Here is a 16,168-nt window from a genome sequence, read left to right on the forward strand (position 1 = left end):
ACCAATGTTCCTGGTCTCATCCTCTACGGCAGGATCATCCTCAACTTCCGCATCACCCCTCCTGTCCCCCCTCGTCACGCATGAGGAGCAGTATGCGTATATCGACGCAGCGCGTTTTCGCCACCACGGCCTTCGCCGGAATGATGGCGGCCGCTTCCGCCGAACTGGCCCACGCCGCCCCCACTCCCGCGCCCGGCGGTGACCGGATCACTCAGGCCGCGCAGACCGGCCTGGAGGCGTTCCACGGCTACAAGCCCGGTCACCTCGACTCGATCCTCGAAGGGCTGCGCCCGGTCGGCAGCGCCGGGAACCACGACCCCAACTGGAAGGGGCTCTACCTGGCCGAGACCACCGGGCACGCCGCCGGCTACAGCACCAACGAAGCGGGCACGGCCGCCGGCGGAGTCGTGCGCGTGACCCTCCCGGACGAGGTGAACGTGGCCACGGTCCACCTCGCCCACAGAGCCGACGAGACCGACGACGCCTTCCTCGACCGCCAGCTGAAGTTCGTCAAGGACGAGTTCGGCGTTCCCGCCGGCAAGCCGCTGATGGACGCGCTCGGGGAGAAGAACACCGTCCTGAAGATCGCCGACGACGGCACGGGACAGAGCGAGTTCATCGTCCCCTGGAAGATGGCCGAGCGCGCCAAGGCCGAGAAGGCCGTCGAGTTCCGTGGCAAGAACTCGGCCATGGACGCGGCGATCTACGCGGCGGCCCCGGCCAACTGCCTCGCCCCCACCGGCCGCGTCAAGCGGTCGGCCGACCGCTGCCTGCCCGTGGACTGGGACAAGGTCGAGGAGAAGGCCAAGGCCACGGCGAAGAAGGTCGCGCAGGACGCCGAGCACGTGGAGCGGCTGCCCAAGCGCAGCCCAAAGGGGCCCACCTGGGGCGAGGCGCACTCCACCGCGGAGCTCACCCACGCCAAGGTCCGCGAGGTCAGCGGCGCCCACGTGGCCGCCTCCGCCGCCGGCGTCGGGACCTGGGTCTACGGCATGGCGAAGACGTTCTCCGACAAGAACGCCACCACCCTCGACAAGGTCGCCGTCACCGGCGCGGTCGTCCCCGGCCTCGGCCAGGCGCTCGGCATCGCCGACGGGATCCAGCACGGCGACCCCGAGGCGATCGCCGTCAACGCCGTGGCCCTCGCCGCGCTCGCGGCCGCCCAGGTCGTCCCCGTCGTCGGCGAGGTCGTCGACGCCGTCCTCCTCACCGAGCAGCTCGTCGAGGTGCTGGTGGACGTCTTCCGCACGGCGACGGCCGACCCGCCCCCGGCGCCGCGCCTCGACGCCGGAGCGCTGCCGATCCTGCCCGTGCCGCGGGCGTCCCTGCCGTGCAGCGTGTGGTGGACATACATGGACGTCCTGTGGGAGACGGCCGGGAAGGTGCCCGCGAACGAGAAGGTCCCCTCGAAGACGCAGGTCGTGGTGAGGGAGCGGGGCGGCAGCGAGTACACGTACCCCGTGGCCGACGGGAAGTCCCCCGGCTGGCTGGTGCCCAAGGGCTACGGCAGCGCCCGCACCTTCGACGTCTTCTACCGGCTGAAGACGGACCAGGGCCGGGTCCTGGAGTCGAAGCAGCGCGCGGTGGTTCAGGCGAAGGCCGAGATCGCGCAGTGCAACACCCTGATCTGGAACGAGGACTGGGACCGCTGACGCGTGCGCTCCCGCCACCGGCGGCCGCTCAGCTGCCGGTGGCGGACTTCCAGGCGTCCACGTACGAGGGCAGGTTCTTGCCGACCTCGGCCCAGTCGGGGCGGAAGACCTCCACGCCCTGCATGATGCGGGCGAGGGCGACGGCGTTGGGGTCGGTCGCCTTGACGTCCGTACGGGCCGCGAAGCCGCCGCCGACGGCCGAGACGTCGCGCTGCACGCCCTCGCTGAGGAGGTAGTCCAGGAACTTCCTGGCGTTCTCGCCGTGCGGGGCGTTCTTCACCAGGCCGGCCGCGTACGGGAGGGCGAACGTGGTGGGCTTCCCGCCGTCGCCCGCCGGGAAGAAGATGCCCTGGTCGGGCATGGTCCTGGTGTTGGCGAAGTTCATCTGGACGTCCCCGTTGGCGACGAGGAGCTCGCCCTTGTTCACCTTCGGGGCGAGCTGGCCGGTGGAGCGCGACGGGCCGGCGTTGTTCTTCTGCAGCTCCTTCAGGTACGCCATGGCCGGTTCCTTGCCGCCGAAGTCGTGCACGGCCTTGACGAGGACGGCCGTGCCGTCGCCGGCGACACCGGGCGTCGAGTACTGCAGCTTGCCCTTGAAGCGCGGGTCGAGGAGGTCCTTCCAGGTCCTGGGCGGGGCGTCCTTGAGCTCCTTGGAGTTGTAGATGAAGCAGAGGTAGTTGCCGGCGATCGCGGTCCAGGTGCCGGAGGGGGACTTGTCGCCGTCCGCGACCTTGTCCGAGCCCTGCGGGCGGTAGGCGGCGAGCAGCCCCTTGCCGTCGGCCTGCTGGACGAAGGGCGGCAGCGTGACGACGACGTCCGCCTTGGTGTTGGACTTCTCCCGGGCCAGGCGCTGCACCATCTCGCCGGAGCCGCCCTCGACGTAGCGGACCTTGATGCCGGTCTCCTTCTCGAAGCCCTTGAACACCTTGTCGTAGAAGCCGGAGCCGTCCTCGGCCTTGAGGCCGTCGGCGCTGTAGAGGGTGATCTCCTGCTCCCCGGCGCCGGCCGTCCCGCCGCACGCGGCGAGCGGGAGGGCGAGGAGGAGGGCGGCGGCGGACGCGAGCGGGCCGCGGGAGGAACGGCAGGGACGGGGGGAACGGGGGGAACGGGGCATGGGGGATCGCGCTCCTTCGAGAGCGTAAAGGGGGGCGAGGCGGGGCGGGTTCAGCGGTAGGCGGCCCGGGTGCGGATCCGGGAGACCGCGGTCAGGGCGAGGAGCGTCGTGACCATGAGCACGACGGCGAGCGCGGCACCGGGGAAGAGCGCGCCGCGGTCGGTGGCGGCGAACACCTTGACGGGCAGGGGCAGCCAGTCGGGCGGGTAGAGCATCATCGTGGCGCTGAGCTCGCCCATGGACAGGGCGAAGCAGAGCCCCGCGGCGGCGGAGAGGGAGGGCAGCAGCAACGGCAGCCTCACCTGGACGAGCACCCGCAGGGGGCTCGCGCCCAGGCTCGCGGCGGCCTGCTCGCAGGCGGGGTCGAGGCGGTCCAGCGCCGCGGCCACGGACTGGTACGCGAAGGCGGTCACCAGGATCGCGTGCGCCAGGACGACGATCGCCGGGGTGCCGTTGAGGAGGAACGGCGGCTCGGAGAAAGCGACCAGGAGGGCCAGCCCGACGACCACGGACGGCACGGCGACCGGCAGCACGAACAGCACGCCGACGACCCGGCGGGCGCGCGTGCCCCTGGCCGCGAGGGCCGCCCAGGTGCCGGTGACGAGGGCGGCGGCGGAGGCCGCGAGGGCGGTCAGCACGCTGGTGACGAGCGCGTCGAGGGCGTCCCCGCGGGCGACGGCCCGGTAGTGGTCGAGGGTCGCACCCGAAGGGAACGCTCCGCTCCAGCCGGTGGCCAGGGACGCGGTCACGATGACGAGGAACGGCAGCGCGAAGACGGGGAGGAAGAGGGCGAAGAAGGCGGCCTGGACCGCCCGGCGGGCACGAGGGCTATGCACGAGCACGGCGGACTCCGTCCATGCGGGTGGTGAGCATCCGGTAGAGCCCGTACAGCGCCAGGGAGAGGACGATGTTGACGACGGCCACCACGCAGGCGCCCGTGTAGTCGCCGTCGAGGATCGCCTTGCCGTAGACGAGCACGGGCAGGGTCGTCACGCCCTTCGCCCCGGTGAAGAGGACGATGCCGAATTCGTTGAGGCACATCACCAGGACCAGCGAGCCGCCCGCCGCCAGCGCGGGCAGGGCCTCGGGCAGGATCACCTGCCGGACGATCCGCGGCGCCTTGGCCCCGAGCGAAGCCGCGACCTCGATCTGTGCCGTCTCGATCCGGGAGAAGGCGCCGAGCAGCGGCCGCATCACGAACGGCGTGAAGTACGTGATCTCCGCGAGGAGCACGCCCCAGGGCGTGTGGAGGAAGTCGAACGGGCCGGAGGCGGCCCCGGTCACCCCGGTCCACACCCCGTTGGCCATGCCGGCACTGCCGTAGACGAAGAGCAGCGCGAGGGTGATGAGGAAGGAGGGGAAGGACAGGAAGACGTCGACGAACCGGCCGACCGCCCTGCCGCCGGGGAACGGCACGAAGGCGATGACCAGGGCGAGGGCGAAGCCGAGGACGAGGGCACCGGCGGTGGATCCGGCGGCGATCAGCACGGTGTTGCGCAGGGCGTCGCGGAACGCGGCCTGGGCGAACACGTCGGCGTAGGCGGAGAAGCCGTGCCCGCCGCCCTCCGGTGACACCGACTGCCACAGGACGAGCGCGAGGGGGTGGAGGAAGACGAGGCCGAGGGCGGCGACGGGGGGCAGGACCAGCGCCCACGCCGGCACCCTGAGCCGGGGCAGGGCCGTGGGCGGCCGCCGCCCGGAGAGCGCTTCGGTGCTAGCCACGGGCCTCGCCCCCGTCCGCGCCGGCCGGCAGCAGCACCGCGTCGTGCGCGGCGAAGTGCACGGTGACCTCGGTGCCGAGCGGCGGCGTCTCGCGGAGCTCGCGCAGCTCGGCCGTCACCCGGTGACCGGCGATGTCGACGCCCAGGCGGTGCGTCGCACCGCGCCACTGGACCTCGGTGACCGTCCCGCGCAGGGCGTTCGGCCCCGCTCCGAGGCCGACCAGGTGCGGGCGGACGCACAGCGTGGCGGACGCCCCCGCCGCGGCGCCGCCGGCCGGCACGTCCAGCCGCGTGCCGCCCAGGCGGACGCCGCCGTCGGTGACCGTCACCGGCAGGAGGTTCGCGCTGCCGATGAAGGAGGCCGTGAACGCGCTGCCCGGCCGCCGGTAGAGGTCCTGCGGGGTGCCGCAGTCCTGCAGGCGCCCGCCGTCCATGACCGCGATCCGGTCGGCGAGGGTCAGCGCCTCGACCTGGTCGTGGGTGACGTACAGCATGCTGACGTCCGGCAGTTCGCGGTGCAGGCGGGCCAGTTCGGTGAGCATCCCGGAGCGCAGCCGCGCGTCCAGGGCGGACAGCGGCTCGTCGAGGAGGAGCACGCCGGGCCGGATGGCCAGCGCCCGCGCGATGGCGACGCGCTGCTGCTGGCCGCCGGAGAGCTCGCGCGGGTACCGCCCGGCGTACGCGGACATGCCCGTCATCTCCAGCGCCTCCGCGACCCGCGCGGCGATCTCGCCGCGCGGCACCTTGTGCGCCTTGAGGCCGAAGGCGACGTTCGCGCCGGCCTTCATATGGGGGAAGAGCGCGTACTGCTGCACCACCATGCCGATGCCGCGCCGGTGCGGCGGCAGCGCGGTGACGTCGCGGTCGCCGATGAACACCCGCCCGGCCGTGGGCCGGACGAAGCCGGCGACGGCGCGCAGGGCGGTCGTCTTGCCGGACCCGGAGGGGCCGAGGAGCGCCATGACCTCGCCCGGTTCGACGGTGAGGCCGAACGATTCGAGCACGGTGGTGCCGCCGTAGGCGACGGTGACGCCGTCGAAGCGGATGCCCGTGGTCACCTGCCGGCCTCCGCTCGTGCCAGGAGCCCGGGCAGCTCCGTTACGGAGCCCAGGACGTGGGTCGCGCCCGCGGCGAGCAGCGCGGCTTCGTCGTGGGCGCCGGTCAGGACGCCGGCCACCACGCCCGCCCCCGCCCGGGTCCCGGACCGCATGTCGTGGGAGGTGTCGCCGGCGACCGCGATCTGCCGGACGTCGTCCGCGGCACGGGTGCGCAGCAGGGCGGTGAGCACCATGTCGGGGTAGGGGCGTCCGCGCCCGCCCGCGTCGGCGGGGCACAGCGTGAGGTCGGCGAGGTCCGTCCAGCCGAGGGCGGCGAGGATCGCGTCCTGGGTGACGCGGGCGAAGCCGGTGGTGAGGACCACGGTGCGGCCCTCGCCGCGGAGTTGCTCGACGGCCTCGCGCGCGCCCGGCACCGGCTCGCAGCGGCCGTCGGCGACCAGGCGCCCGTAGGCCGACTCGAAGGCGGCGTTGGCGTGCTGTGCCGATTCCTCGTCGCCGGCGAAGAGGTGCCGGAAGACGGAGATCTTCGACTCGCCCATCGTGGCCCGCACGTGGGCGAGCTGTTCGGTGTGGCGCGCGGTGCCCGGTGCCACGCCGAGCTCCTGGACGGCGGCGGTGAAGGCCTGCTCGACGAGGCCGTCGTCGGCGACGGTGGTGCCGGCCATGTCGAGGACGACGAGGGTGGTCCTTACGGAAGTCACGTGGCTCACCAGCCCAGTTCGTTCGCGGTGGTCTCGGCTATCGCGGGCGAGCACGTCATGCCGCGCCCGCCGGGGCCGGTCACCAGCCAGACGGCGTCGCGCACGCGCTCGCGGTGCACGACGCGGGAGGTGTCCACGCACTGCGCGTACACCCCCGCCCAGCGCCGGCGGACCTGCGGCAGGGGGCGGCCGAGGAGCGCCTCGGCGACGGAGGCGAGGTGCGCGTACGGGGCCTCGTCGACGTCGAACGCGAACGGCTCGGCGTACTCGTGGGTGTCGCCGATCGTCAGCCCGCCGTCGGCGCGCTGCACCATGAGCAGCTGCATCTTGTGCTCGGCGGCGGCCGGGGGCTGTGCTTGGGCGGCGGCCATCGCGTCGAGGGCGGCGCCGTCGTAGGCGGGGTAGTAGCGGAAGCTGTCGGCGTCCGCGACGGAGGTGGTGAGCCGCTCGCCCAGCGGGGCCGTCTGCATCATCTGCAGCCGTACGCGGCGCACGGGCAGGTCCGGGGCGAGCTCGCGGGCGAGCCCGCCCAGCCAGGCGCCGGTGCACAGCACGACCGCGTCGCCGCCGTGCAGTTCGCCGTGGTCGTCGCGGACGGCGTTCCCGCCGGTGACGTCGCGGACCTCGCGCCCGCCGAGGAAGGTGTAGCGCCCGGAGCGGTGGAGGGCCTCTCTGAGGGCCCGCTGGGCCGTGCGCGGCTCGACGGCGGCGTCGCGGTCGCAGGCCAGGGCGCCGAGGAGCTCGCCGCGCAGGGCCGGCTCGGCCGCCCGGACCTCGCCGGGGGTGAGGAGCCGGAAGCCGCGGGCGGCGGCGTCGGGCCGGGCCAGGGCGGCGCGGGCGACGGCCAGTTCGGCCTCGGTGGTGACGGCCGTCAGCGAGCCGTTGGCCCGGAAGCCGAGGCCGGGGACGGCGGCGCCGATCTCCTCCCACAGCTCGCGCGCCCGCAGGGCGGTGGCCAGCTCCTCTCCCGCGGCACGGCCGCTGACCCAGATCAGGCCGAAGTTGCGGACGGAGGCCCCGCGGGCCTCCGCCTCGCGTTCGATGTGCACGACCTCGTGGCCGCGTTGGACTGCCTGCCAGGCGTGCATGGTTCCCAGCACGCCGGCTCCGATGACGATGACTCGCATGACGTGAACGGTCGTCGGGGCGGGTGACGGGCGGAGGGCCGGGCGGCGAACCGGCGGGAAACGCGCCGCCAAACTTGGACTAGACCCGTTATCGTCCCGTGACACTTGGAGGTGTGGTCTGCCCTCCTCGGTCTCGCCGCTCTAGCTGTCTTCGCCGCGCAAGTGCGTGGTGAACGAGAAGCGGTCGCCCCGGTACAGCGACCGCACCCGCTCCAGCGGCCTGCCCCCGGTGTCCCGGGACACGCGGTGGATCAGCAGCATGGGCAGCGCGGGCGGCGTGCCGATCAGCAGGGCCTCGCGCGGCGTGGCCAGCACCGTCTCCAGCCGCTCGTCCGCGTCGCCGAAACCGATGCCGAGCCGTTCGCGCAGATAGCCGTAGAAGGAGGAGTCCGGCTCGAAGTCCGCGTCCAGGCGCGGCGCCCGCTCGACCGCCACGTACGTGCTCTCCAGCCCCACCCGCTCGTCGTCGGCGAGCAGCACCCGCTCCAGGTGCCAGACGGGGGCCAGGGGTTCCACACCGAGGTCGGGGGCGAGAGCGGCCGGGCAGGCGAGGCGGTCCAGGCCGACGAGGCTGCGCCCCGGCCGCCGGCCCTGGCGGCGCACCCCCTCGGTGTAGCTGGCGAGCGCGAGCGGCTGCTCCAGCTTCGGGCCCGCCACGACCGTGCCGCGCCCCCGGCGCCGCAGCCGCCCCTCCAGCAGCAGCTCGCGCAGGGCCTGGCGCACGGTCTCGCGCGACACCTCGAAGCGCGCGGCGAGCTCCCGCTCGGTGGGCAGCAGCCCGCCCTCGCCCAGCTCGTCGAGGAGCCCGGCGACCTGCGCCTTCACCGCGTAGTACTTGGGGATCCGGCCGTGTTCGGGGATGCCGGCGCGGACGGGGGCGCCCGGAGACCGGCCGGGCAGGCCGTGCGTGTGCATGTGCGTAGGGTCCACGGCGAGATCCTCGCATCCCGCCGCCGGTCCACTAGCCGCACGTCACGTCTAGTCGCACGTCACGTCGTACAGCTTCATCGGAAGGCTGCCCTTCAGGCCCACGTACGCCGTGAGGTGCTTGTCCGGGCCGGCCTTCCACCGCGTGGTGACTGGGGCCCACCCCATGCCCGACGGCTCGGCCGTGACCTTGCCGACGACGATGTGCCGCGGAGCGCTCCGGGCGCAGAGCAGCACGTCCTGGCCCTTGGTCGCCGCGGCCTTCTGCCGGAGCTCCGCATCGACCTTGTTGATCCGGTCGGACGCGCTCGGGCCGTGCTGGCCGTAGAACTTCACGAGGAAGCTGTGGACCTGCGCCGCGGTGTAGTACTTCGCCCGGGCCGCGGCCACCGGCGCAGGACCGGCGGCGCCGGCCGTGCCCAGCACGAGGGCCAGGGTGCAGCCCGCGGTGACGGCTGCGGCACGCGAACGGTACGTGGACAGGGGCATGCGCCTGGGCATGGATCGGTCTCCTTCTCCCGCTTTGCCCCCTATCAGACACGGGCCGATGCCCGAAAGGTGCGGTACGGCTCGGGCGAGCGGTGGTGCGGAAGGCGGCGCGCGCCCCCTGAACCCCGCAAGCGCCCGCCGGCTCCTTCACGCGCCCGGTGCGGGCGCGCCCGCGACGGCCCGCCCCGCGATGTTGCGCGCCATGCCGCCGAAGACGACGGCGTGGAAGGGCGCCACGCTCCACCAGTAGGCGTGCCCGGCCAGGCCGTGCGGGCGGAACAGGGCCCGCTGCCGGTAGACGGCCCGCGACGGCCCGTCGGGAGCGACCGTCAGCTCCAGCCAGGCGCGCCCGGGCAGGCGCATCTCCGCGCGCAGCCGCAGCAGACGGCCCCGCTCGATCTCCTCCACGCGCCAGAAGTCGAGGGAGTCGCCGATGCGCAGGGAGTGCGGGTCCCGCCGGCCGCGGCGCAGCCCGACGCCGCCGGCGAGCCGGTCCAGGAGCCCGCGCACCGACCACGCCAGCGGGAACGAGTACCAGCCGTTGTCGCCCCCGATGCCCTCGACCACCCGCCACAGCTCCTCGGCCGGCGCGGCCACGGCCACCTCGCGGCGGTCCTCGTAGAGGCTGCCCCCGGACCACTGCGGATCCGACGGCAGGGGGTCGCTCGGAGCACCGGGCAGCGACGCGGAGGACCAGCGGGTGGCCACGTCCGCGTCCCGCACGCGTTTGAGGGCCAGGCGGACGGCCTCGTCGAAGCCCAGCAGCCCCTCGGGCGGATCGGGGGCGTAGCGCGCGAAGTCGTGCTCGCGGCAGACCACCTCGTGGCGCAGCGATTCCACCAGCGGCCGGGCGATGCTGCCGGGCACCGGGGTCACCAGGCCGACCCAGAGGCTCGACAGCGCGGGCGTGAGCACCGGCACCGGAAGGATCAGGCGCCGCGGGAGGTGCTCGACGGCCGCGTAGCGGTTCATCATCTGCCGGTACGTGAGGACCTCGGGGCCGCCGATGTCGAATCCGCGGTTGAGCTCGTCCGGCAGGCGGGCCGCCGCCAGCAGGCAGCGCAGGACGTCACGGACGGCGATCGGCTGGATGCGCGTGTTCACCCAGCGTGGGGTGATCATCACGGGGAGGCGCTCGGTGAGGTACCGCAGCATCTCGAAGGACGCCGAACCCGAGCCGATGACGACGGCGGCGCGCAGGTGCGCCGTGGGCACGCCGCTGTTGAGGAGGATGCGGCCGACCTCGGCGCGCGAGCGCAGGTGGGGCGAGAGGTCCCGCTCGGGCACCTGCCGGGGAGCGAGCCCGCCGAGGTAGACGATCCGCCGTACGCCGGCCTCCTTCGCGGTCCGGGCGACCGCGAGCGCGGCCCGCCGGTCCTTCTCCTCGAAGTCCGTGCCGGTGCCGAGGGCGTGCACGAGGTAGTAGACGACGTCCACGCCCTCGAACGCCGGGGGGAGGGTGCCGGGGTCGGTGACGTCCGCCTTGACGGTCTCGATCCGGTCGGCCCACGGCTGGTCCCGCAGCCGCCGCGGCTCGCGGACGAGGCACCGCACCCGGTACCCCGCCCCGAGCAGCACGGGCACGAGCCGCCCGCCGATGTAGCCCGTCGCACCGACGACGAGCACGTGGGACGGTTCCGCTGCGGTGCCGGGGGCGTGCGCGCTGGTGTCCATGGGCTCCACGTTTCCCTACCCGTCCCCGGGTTGGTCGACGCCACGCAGTACCGCGCTCGCCCTGCGTGACAACGGGACCCGCTCCGTGTGAGGCCGCCCATGAGGCGCGCGTCACTTACGAAATGCGGTAGTGGACACGGCCGCGGAATGAGGGGGAGAGGGCGGTGAATTCCCGGAGCCTATGAACGCGGATAGTAGGTCACAGTGCTTGTCAGCGGTTTTCTCCGCCGCTAACAATTGCGGGGTCGCTGGGCGCCGTCGACCGAGGAACGGCGCTTCGTTATTGCGCCGCTTCAGGGCCGGGCGACATCCGCGATTGGAAGGTTCAGCTCACTCATGCGCTCCACCATCTCCGGCTATACCCGTCTCCCGAAGATTCACAAGCTCTCCGTCGCCGGCATTGCCGCGACCGGTGCCGCGGTCGTCGCGGTTGCCGTCGCCCCGAACGCCTTCGCCGCCGGCACCGCCTCCGCTCCGACCGCCGCGGTCAAGCCGGTCGCGTGGAGCACCAAGGCTTCCGGTGAGACGCAGCAGGACGCTCTGGAGCAGCACACCGCCGCCGCCGTCACGGCCGCCAAGGCCGACGCCGGCAAGGCGAGCGCCGACAAGGAGCGCGCCGAGAAGCAGGCCGCCAACCGCTCCACCGAGCGCAAGGCCATCGAGGCCAAGCCCGCCGCTCCGGCGAAGAAGGCCTACGCCAATAACGTGGACGGCTGGATCAGCGAGGCCCTGGACATTCTGCGGGCCAAGGGCATTCCGGCTTCGTATGACGGCATCAAGCGCAATGTGATGCGTGAGTCGACGGGTAATCCGCGTGCGATCAATGACTGGGACGTCAATGCCGTTAATGGTGTGCCGTCGAAGGGTCTGCTGCAGATGATCGACCCGACGTTCAAGGCGTATCACGTCGAGGGCACGTCCTGGGACATTTACGACCCGGTCGCCAACATCACCGCTGCCTGTAATTACGCGGCCGACAAGTACGGCTCGATGGACAACGTGAACTCCGCGTACTGATCCGCGACAGGCGGCATGAGCCACCGTGAGGGCGGTGGCACCCCGGACCCCCGGGGCGCCACCGCCCTCACGCACGTGCGAGGAGGACATGTGCGAGGAGGGCATGCGGGGGAGGAATGGACGGCCCCGGATGTGGCAAGCGGTGGATAGACGACCGATGAACACCGGAGGCACGCGATGTTACGGAACACCCTGCCCCTGACAGCAGCCGCCATGGCAGCGGCAATAGCGGCGGTGGCCGCCCCCGGCGCCGCGGGCACCGCCGCGGCCGCCCCGCCGGCCGCCGGGAGGACGCCGACCTGCGACGTCTCCGGCCTGCAGGCCTCGCTGTCGGACAAGGGCGGCCACCAGAACGGCATGTCGCACGAGGGGACCGTGCTGGTGCTGACGAACACGTCCGCCCGCACGTGCGCCCTGCGCGGCTACCCGGGCCTGCAGCTGGAGGACGCCCGGCACAGGGCGGTCACGACGCACACCACCTGGGGAAGCACGTACTTCATCCCCGACCCCGGCAAGGACACGCTCCTCGTACGCCCCGGCGGCACCGCCGAGGCCGCACTGGCGTGGGCGCACGCCGACGCCCCGCTCATGGTGCGGGCCGGTTACCTGAGGATCACGCCGCCCGCCTCCCGCGAGTCATTGACGATCCCGTTCGAGAAGACCGTGACGAACGGCGACCTGTCCGTCACCGCCTTCGCGCGCAGCATCGACGTCTCCTGACCGCGTACGCGGACCGCCCCTTGCCACCGCCGAGGCGCCGCTCGCGGACGGCGCGCCGCCCGCGCCGAAAGGACACTCGTTCGGCGTAACGCCCGGTGGGCCGTCCGGGGTAAGTGACTGGTGGTACCCCACGGGTATCGGCGGCGCCCCGGATCCGCGATGCTCGCTCTTGCGAGCACCCGGTCCGGCGTACGGCAACAGGGGGCGAGATGAGCACACCCGCATCGATCCGCATTCTGCGCGGCACCGACCTGATGGACCTCTCCTTCGGCTTTCCCGGGCTGCGGCTCGACGACTCGGCGGGCAGGCGGCGGCTGGTCCGCGCGGATCCGCAGCGGGACGGGCTGCTGGTCGTCACCTTCGGGCCGCAGCACGTGGTGGAACACGCGTTCAACGATCAAGTGCCGGGCGAATCCCGGGACCTGCCGGTCGACTCCCGCATCAGCGGCCGCAGCGTCCTGGTCTTCGAAGTCGGCCCGCAGGAGGCGATCGACTACACCGAAGACGGGCTGCTCGGCGCCATGGGCAGACTGCCCCTGCGCGTCGTGGACGCGGCCAGGGAACCCGAGCGGGCGCCCCTCACCGTGACCGTCCGGCCCGCCGGCGCCGAGGGCACTCCCGGCGAGGGCGCCGGCGGCCGGGACTCCACGGCCAGGACCCTCGCCCTCGTACGCCTGCTGCGCACCACCGCCGAACTCGCGGCGCGCTACGGGCTCCGGCCCACCCTCGAAGCCGCCGCCGCGGCGGGAGCGGTGATCGAGCCGTCCGGCGCCGGGCCCGATGACGGGGCCGGCTCCGACAACAGGGCCGGCTCCGGCGCCGATGCTGACGCCGGCACCTCCGAAGAGGCGGCACCGGCGGTCGCCGCCGCCGGGCCTCAGGACCCGCTCGCCGACCCCGACCACCCCGCCACGGGCATCGAACTGCCCTACCGGCTCTACCTTTCGCCCTCCCAGAAGGGCCGCTGGATCCACCGCGGGGCGATCCCCGACCCGGCGCCGGGCGAGCGCGTCGAGCTGTGGCACACGAGACTGGAGGGCACCAAGGTGCGTGCCCTGTGGGACCGCGAGGGCGGCCGGGCGCCCGGCCCCGTCGAACCCCCGCCCTTCCGGCAGGCGCTCCTGCCGGAGGACCGGCACGACATCGTCGACCTCACCTCCAACTCCGGTCTCCGGGGGCCCGGCGGGCAGCCCTACGTCCCCAAGCCCGTCGACGTGGCCGTGCTGATGCTCTCGGCCGTCGGCGGCTGGCTGGACAGCCTCGGGAGCTGGCCCGAACGCCCCGTGGGGATCTCGCTGTCGGAGTGGCGCAACCGCACGTCGATGGGGCGGGACCACTACGTCAGGGTGATGCGGGAGGGATACCTGTGCCCGTTCGGGCACAGGGCGGTCCTGGTCACGGTCACCGAGCGCAAGTTCAGCGATCCCCGCGCCGCCTACCTCAACCAGCGTGAATTCGTCGTGGTCCGCGAGCCCCTGCGCACGTACGACCCCTCGGTGCCCCTGCCGGGCAGCTCCGACCCGGCCGCCCCGCTGACGAACATGCTGTTCCCGTTCCGCAGCGTGCGCATCGACACGGTGGTGACGCCCGACCTCGTCCCGCCCGACGACCGGAAGAAGTTCTTCCCCGCGACGCGGACGGAGACCCCGTTCCGGTTCGCGGTCACGGCGGTGGACCACAGCGGACGGATCGTGGAATTCCGTACGCCGCTGCAGTTCCTCGACGAGACCAAGGCGTCGGGCGCCGAACTCACCCGCGCCGTGGACGAGTACAACGCCCTGGACAAGAACCCGCCCAGGGCCGCCACCCCCGCCGCGGCCGTCGAGTTCCCCACCCTCTCCGGCGCCGACCTGCTCGGGCAGACCGTGGCGCTCGCGCCCACCCAGCGGGCCGACGACACCAGCCTCGACGTCGCGCAGATGGTGTGGGGCATGGCGGCCCCGCCCGCCCTCGCCGACCCGGCCGCGAGCGATCCGGCCCGCTCGAAGCCCGCCCAGTTCCTCCCCCAGCTCCGCTGGGCCAACGCCACCGTGCCCGCCGTCCAGGCACTCGCCGGCCGGGGCACCACCGTCGTCCCCGTGGCCTACGCCAAGCGCTACGCCCTCTCCGGCTTCTCCCAGGCCGCCGACCCCGTCCGGCTGCCCAACAAGGGCCAGGTCTTCCTCAGCCTGCTCACCCACGACAGCAGCCCGCTCAAGATGGACTTCCAGCAGCGAAGCGACCGCTCGGGCGGGCTCTCGGCGCCCAGCATCGCCGTGGCGGGGCTGTCGCGCCTGACGGGTCCCGTCTCCGGCGTCGCGGCCACCCCCCAAACCGACCCCCTGGACCTCATCGCGAACGGCACCTTCCAGCCGGACAACTACTTTCGCCCGCTGGACCTCTTCGACAAGATCGGCCCCAGGCTGCTCGGCCTGATCCCGCTCGCCCAGGTGATCAAGCTCGTGGACACGCTGGACAAGCCCCTGAAGGTGCCGAACTTCTTCACCGAGACCATCACCGCCGTCACCGGCTTCCTCTCCGACCTGCAGCGCGTCCGTGAGCTGATCACCCACGAGATCGACCGCTACCCGGCCGCCGCGCGCCGCGTCGCCGACACCGCACAGGTGTTCGTCAAGACCGTCGGCGACTTCATCGAGCAGCGGCTCCCCGGCCGCACCGCACCCCCCACCACCTCGATGCAGGACGTCGACAACGCCTTCAACGCCTTCAGCGCCGCCCTGACCGACCTCCTGAACGCCCTGCCCGCCGACGCCGACCCCGGGGTCCGCGCCCTGCTGACCCGCGTGCAGCAGCAGGTCGCGACGTGGACCACCGGCGCCGGGCAGGCGATCGCGCTCCGAGAGGCCGTGCAACGCGCGGCCCAGGGCGCCAAGCTGCCCGAGACCGTCAACGCCCGCCTGGAGTGGAACCCCGAGATCCAGCAGTACCCGGCGACCGACCCCGTCTTCGTCCCCGAACCCGGCGGCCGCTTCTCGATCGTCGTCGACGTCCGCGGATCGCTGCGCTCCGACCTGACCGTGGGCGCGGACATCACCTGCAGCCTGGAGAAGTTCAGCCTCCTGCTGATCCCGCCGCCCTTCCGGGTCCTCAAACTGACCTTCAAACACGTCCGCTTCGGCATGCGCGCCGGCAAGAAGCCCGACATCGACGTCGTCCTCGACAGCATCGACTTCATCGGGCCCCTCTCCTTCGTACAGACCCTGCGCCGGCTCATCCCCGTCGACGGCTTCAGCGACCCGCCGGGCATCCAGGTCACCCCCTCGGGCATCACCGCCCGCTACGCCCTGCCGCTGCCCAACCTCGCCATCGGCGTGTTCAGCCTGGAGAACATCCGCCTGGGCGCCTACCTCGACCTGCCGTTCATCGGCCGCACGGTCGAGATCGGCTTCTTCTTCTGCACCCGCCAGGCGCCGTTCCGGCTCACCGTCTCCCTCCTCGGCGGCGGGGGCTTCTTCGGCATCGTGCTGACCCCGGAGCGGGTGGCCGTGCTGGAGGGCGCCCTGGAATTCGGCGCCGCGCTGTCGATGAACTTCGGCGTCGCGAGCGGCAGCCTGTCGGTGATGGCGGGCATCTACTACCGCCTGGAGCTCGGCAGCGGCGAATCCCGGCTGACGGGCTACTTCCGGGCCCGGGGCGAGGTCGACATCCTCGGCATCGTCTCCGCCTCCATCGAGATCTGCCTGGAGCTCACCTTCGAGCCGCCGAACACGGTCTCCGGACGCGCCCGGATCTCCGTCAGCATCCACATCGGCTTCTGGTCGCAGTCGGTCACGATCGAGTGCGAGAAGCGGTTCGTGGGCTCCGGAAACTCCCTGACCCCGCTGACCGCGGCGGACGCGGAGGCGGCCGGCGCCGGCCGCCCGGTCGCCTTCGCCGAGATGATGGCGCCCTACACCGACCCGGTCACCGGCGTCCGTCGTGACCCCGTCGCCGAGTACTGCACCGCCTTCGCGGAAGTGAGCTGAGCC

At 72.9% G+C, this 16,168-nt stretch carries 13 protein-coding genes; 4 read left to right on the forward strand and 9 right to left on the reverse strand.

All coding sequences use genetic code 11. The annotated features are described in order from the left end of the window. The first annotated feature begins 92 nt into the window (after positions 1-92). Positions 93-1,652 carry an ADP-ribosylating toxin gene (locus tag B7P34_RS09390; RefSeq protein ID WP_106675364.1) on the forward strand — a complete coding sequence of 520 codons (1,560 nt, stop codon included), beginning with the start codon at positions 93-95 and terminating at the stop codon, positions 1,650-1,652. 28 nt (positions 1,653-1,680) lie between these two features. Here the strand turns inward: B7P34_RS09390 and B7P34_RS09395 are convergent, their stop codons facing one another. The 9 genes from B7P34_RS09395 to B7P34_RS09435 form a co-directional block, all read right to left on the reverse strand. Beyond that, entirely contained in the window at positions 1,681-2,766 is a 1,086-nt protein-coding gene (locus B7P34_RS09395; protein WP_106675365.1) for a 2-aminoethylphosphonate ABC transporter substrate-binding protein, read from the reverse strand. A 50-nt stretch (positions 2,767-2,816) separates the two neighbouring features. Then, positions 2,817-3,608 (reverse strand): ABC transporter permease, encoded by a 792-nt coding sequence (locus tag B7P34_RS09400; RefSeq protein ID WP_106675366.1) that lies wholly within the window; start codon positions 3,606-3,608, stop codon positions 2,817-2,819. Beyond that, on the reverse strand, positions 3,595-4,488 hold the full coding sequence (locus B7P34_RS09405; protein WP_106675367.1) for a 2-aminoethylphosphonate ABC transporter permease subunit: 894 nt from the start codon (positions 4,486-4,488) through the stop codon (positions 3,595-3,597). The genes B7P34_RS09400 and B7P34_RS09405 overlap by 14 nt, the downstream gene beginning before the upstream one ends. Next, the gene (locus tag B7P34_RS09410; RefSeq protein WP_106675368.1) at positions 4,481-5,545 is read right to left on the reverse strand and encodes an ABC transporter ATP-binding protein; all 1,065 of its coding nucleotides are present in this window, start codon (positions 5,543-5,545) and stop codon (positions 4,481-4,483) included. Before B7P34_RS09410 ends, B7P34_RS09405 begins: the two co-directional genes overlap by 8 nt. Next, positions 5,542-6,246: a phosphonatase-like hydrolase gene (locus B7P34_RS09415; protein ID WP_223267673.1), complete on the reverse strand. Its 705-nt coding sequence runs from the start codon at positions 6,244-6,246 to the stop codon at positions 5,542-5,544. The genes B7P34_RS09410 and B7P34_RS09415 overlap by 4 nt, the downstream gene beginning before the upstream one ends. Positions 6,247-6,251: 5 nt before the next feature. Further along, complete coding sequence (locus B7P34_RS09420) at positions 6,252-7,373, reverse strand: TIGR03364 family FAD-dependent oxidoreductase (RefSeq protein WP_106675369.1); 1,122 nt, start codon at positions 7,371-7,373, stop codon at positions 6,252-6,254. Between the two features lie 141 nt (positions 7,374-7,514). Further along, positions 7,515-8,288, reverse strand: coding sequence for a GntR family transcriptional regulator (locus tag B7P34_RS09425; protein WP_106675370.1), 774 nt, complete (start codon positions 8,286-8,288; stop codon positions 7,515-7,517). Between the two features lie 63 nt (positions 8,289-8,351). Next, the gene (locus B7P34_RS09430) at positions 8,352-8,801 is read right to left on the reverse strand and encodes a hypothetical protein (RefSeq protein ID WP_223267674.1); all 450 of its coding nucleotides are present in this window, start codon (positions 8,799-8,801) and stop codon (positions 8,352-8,354) included. Between the two features lie 135 nt (positions 8,802-8,936). Beyond that, complete coding sequence (locus B7P34_RS09435; RefSeq protein ID WP_106675371.1) at positions 8,937-10,463, reverse strand: SDR family oxidoreductase; 1,527 nt, start codon at positions 10,461-10,463, stop codon at positions 8,937-8,939. A gap of 336 nt (positions 10,464-10,799) precedes the next feature. Between B7P34_RS09435 and B7P34_RS09440 the strand changes: the two genes are divergently transcribed. The 3 genes from B7P34_RS09440 (at position 10,800) to B7P34_RS09450 (ending at position 16,165) form a co-directional block, all read left to right on the forward strand. Continuing rightward, positions 10,800-11,480 carry a transglycosylase SLT domain-containing protein gene (locus B7P34_RS09440; protein ID WP_106675372.1) on the forward strand — a complete coding sequence of 227 codons (681 nt, stop codon included), beginning with the start codon at positions 10,800-10,802 and terminating at the stop codon, positions 11,478-11,480. Between the two features lie 213 nt (positions 11,481-11,693). Beyond that, positions 11,694-12,200, forward strand: coding sequence for a DUF4232 domain-containing protein (locus B7P34_RS09445; RefSeq protein WP_223267675.1), 507 nt, complete (start codon positions 11,694-11,696; stop codon positions 12,198-12,200). Between the two features lie 209 nt (positions 12,201-12,409). After that, on the forward strand, positions 12,410-16,165 hold the full coding sequence (locus tag B7P34_RS09450; protein WP_106675374.1) for a hypothetical protein: 3,756 nt from the start codon (positions 12,410-12,412) through the stop codon (positions 16,163-16,165). Positions 16,166-16,168: the final 3 nt, after the last annotated feature.

The sequence above is a fragment of the Streptosporangium nondiastaticum genome (genome assembly GCF_003011965.1).
GTDB lineage: Bacteria > Actinomycetota > Actinomycetes > Streptomycetales > Streptomycetaceae > Streptomyces > Streptomyces nondiastaticus.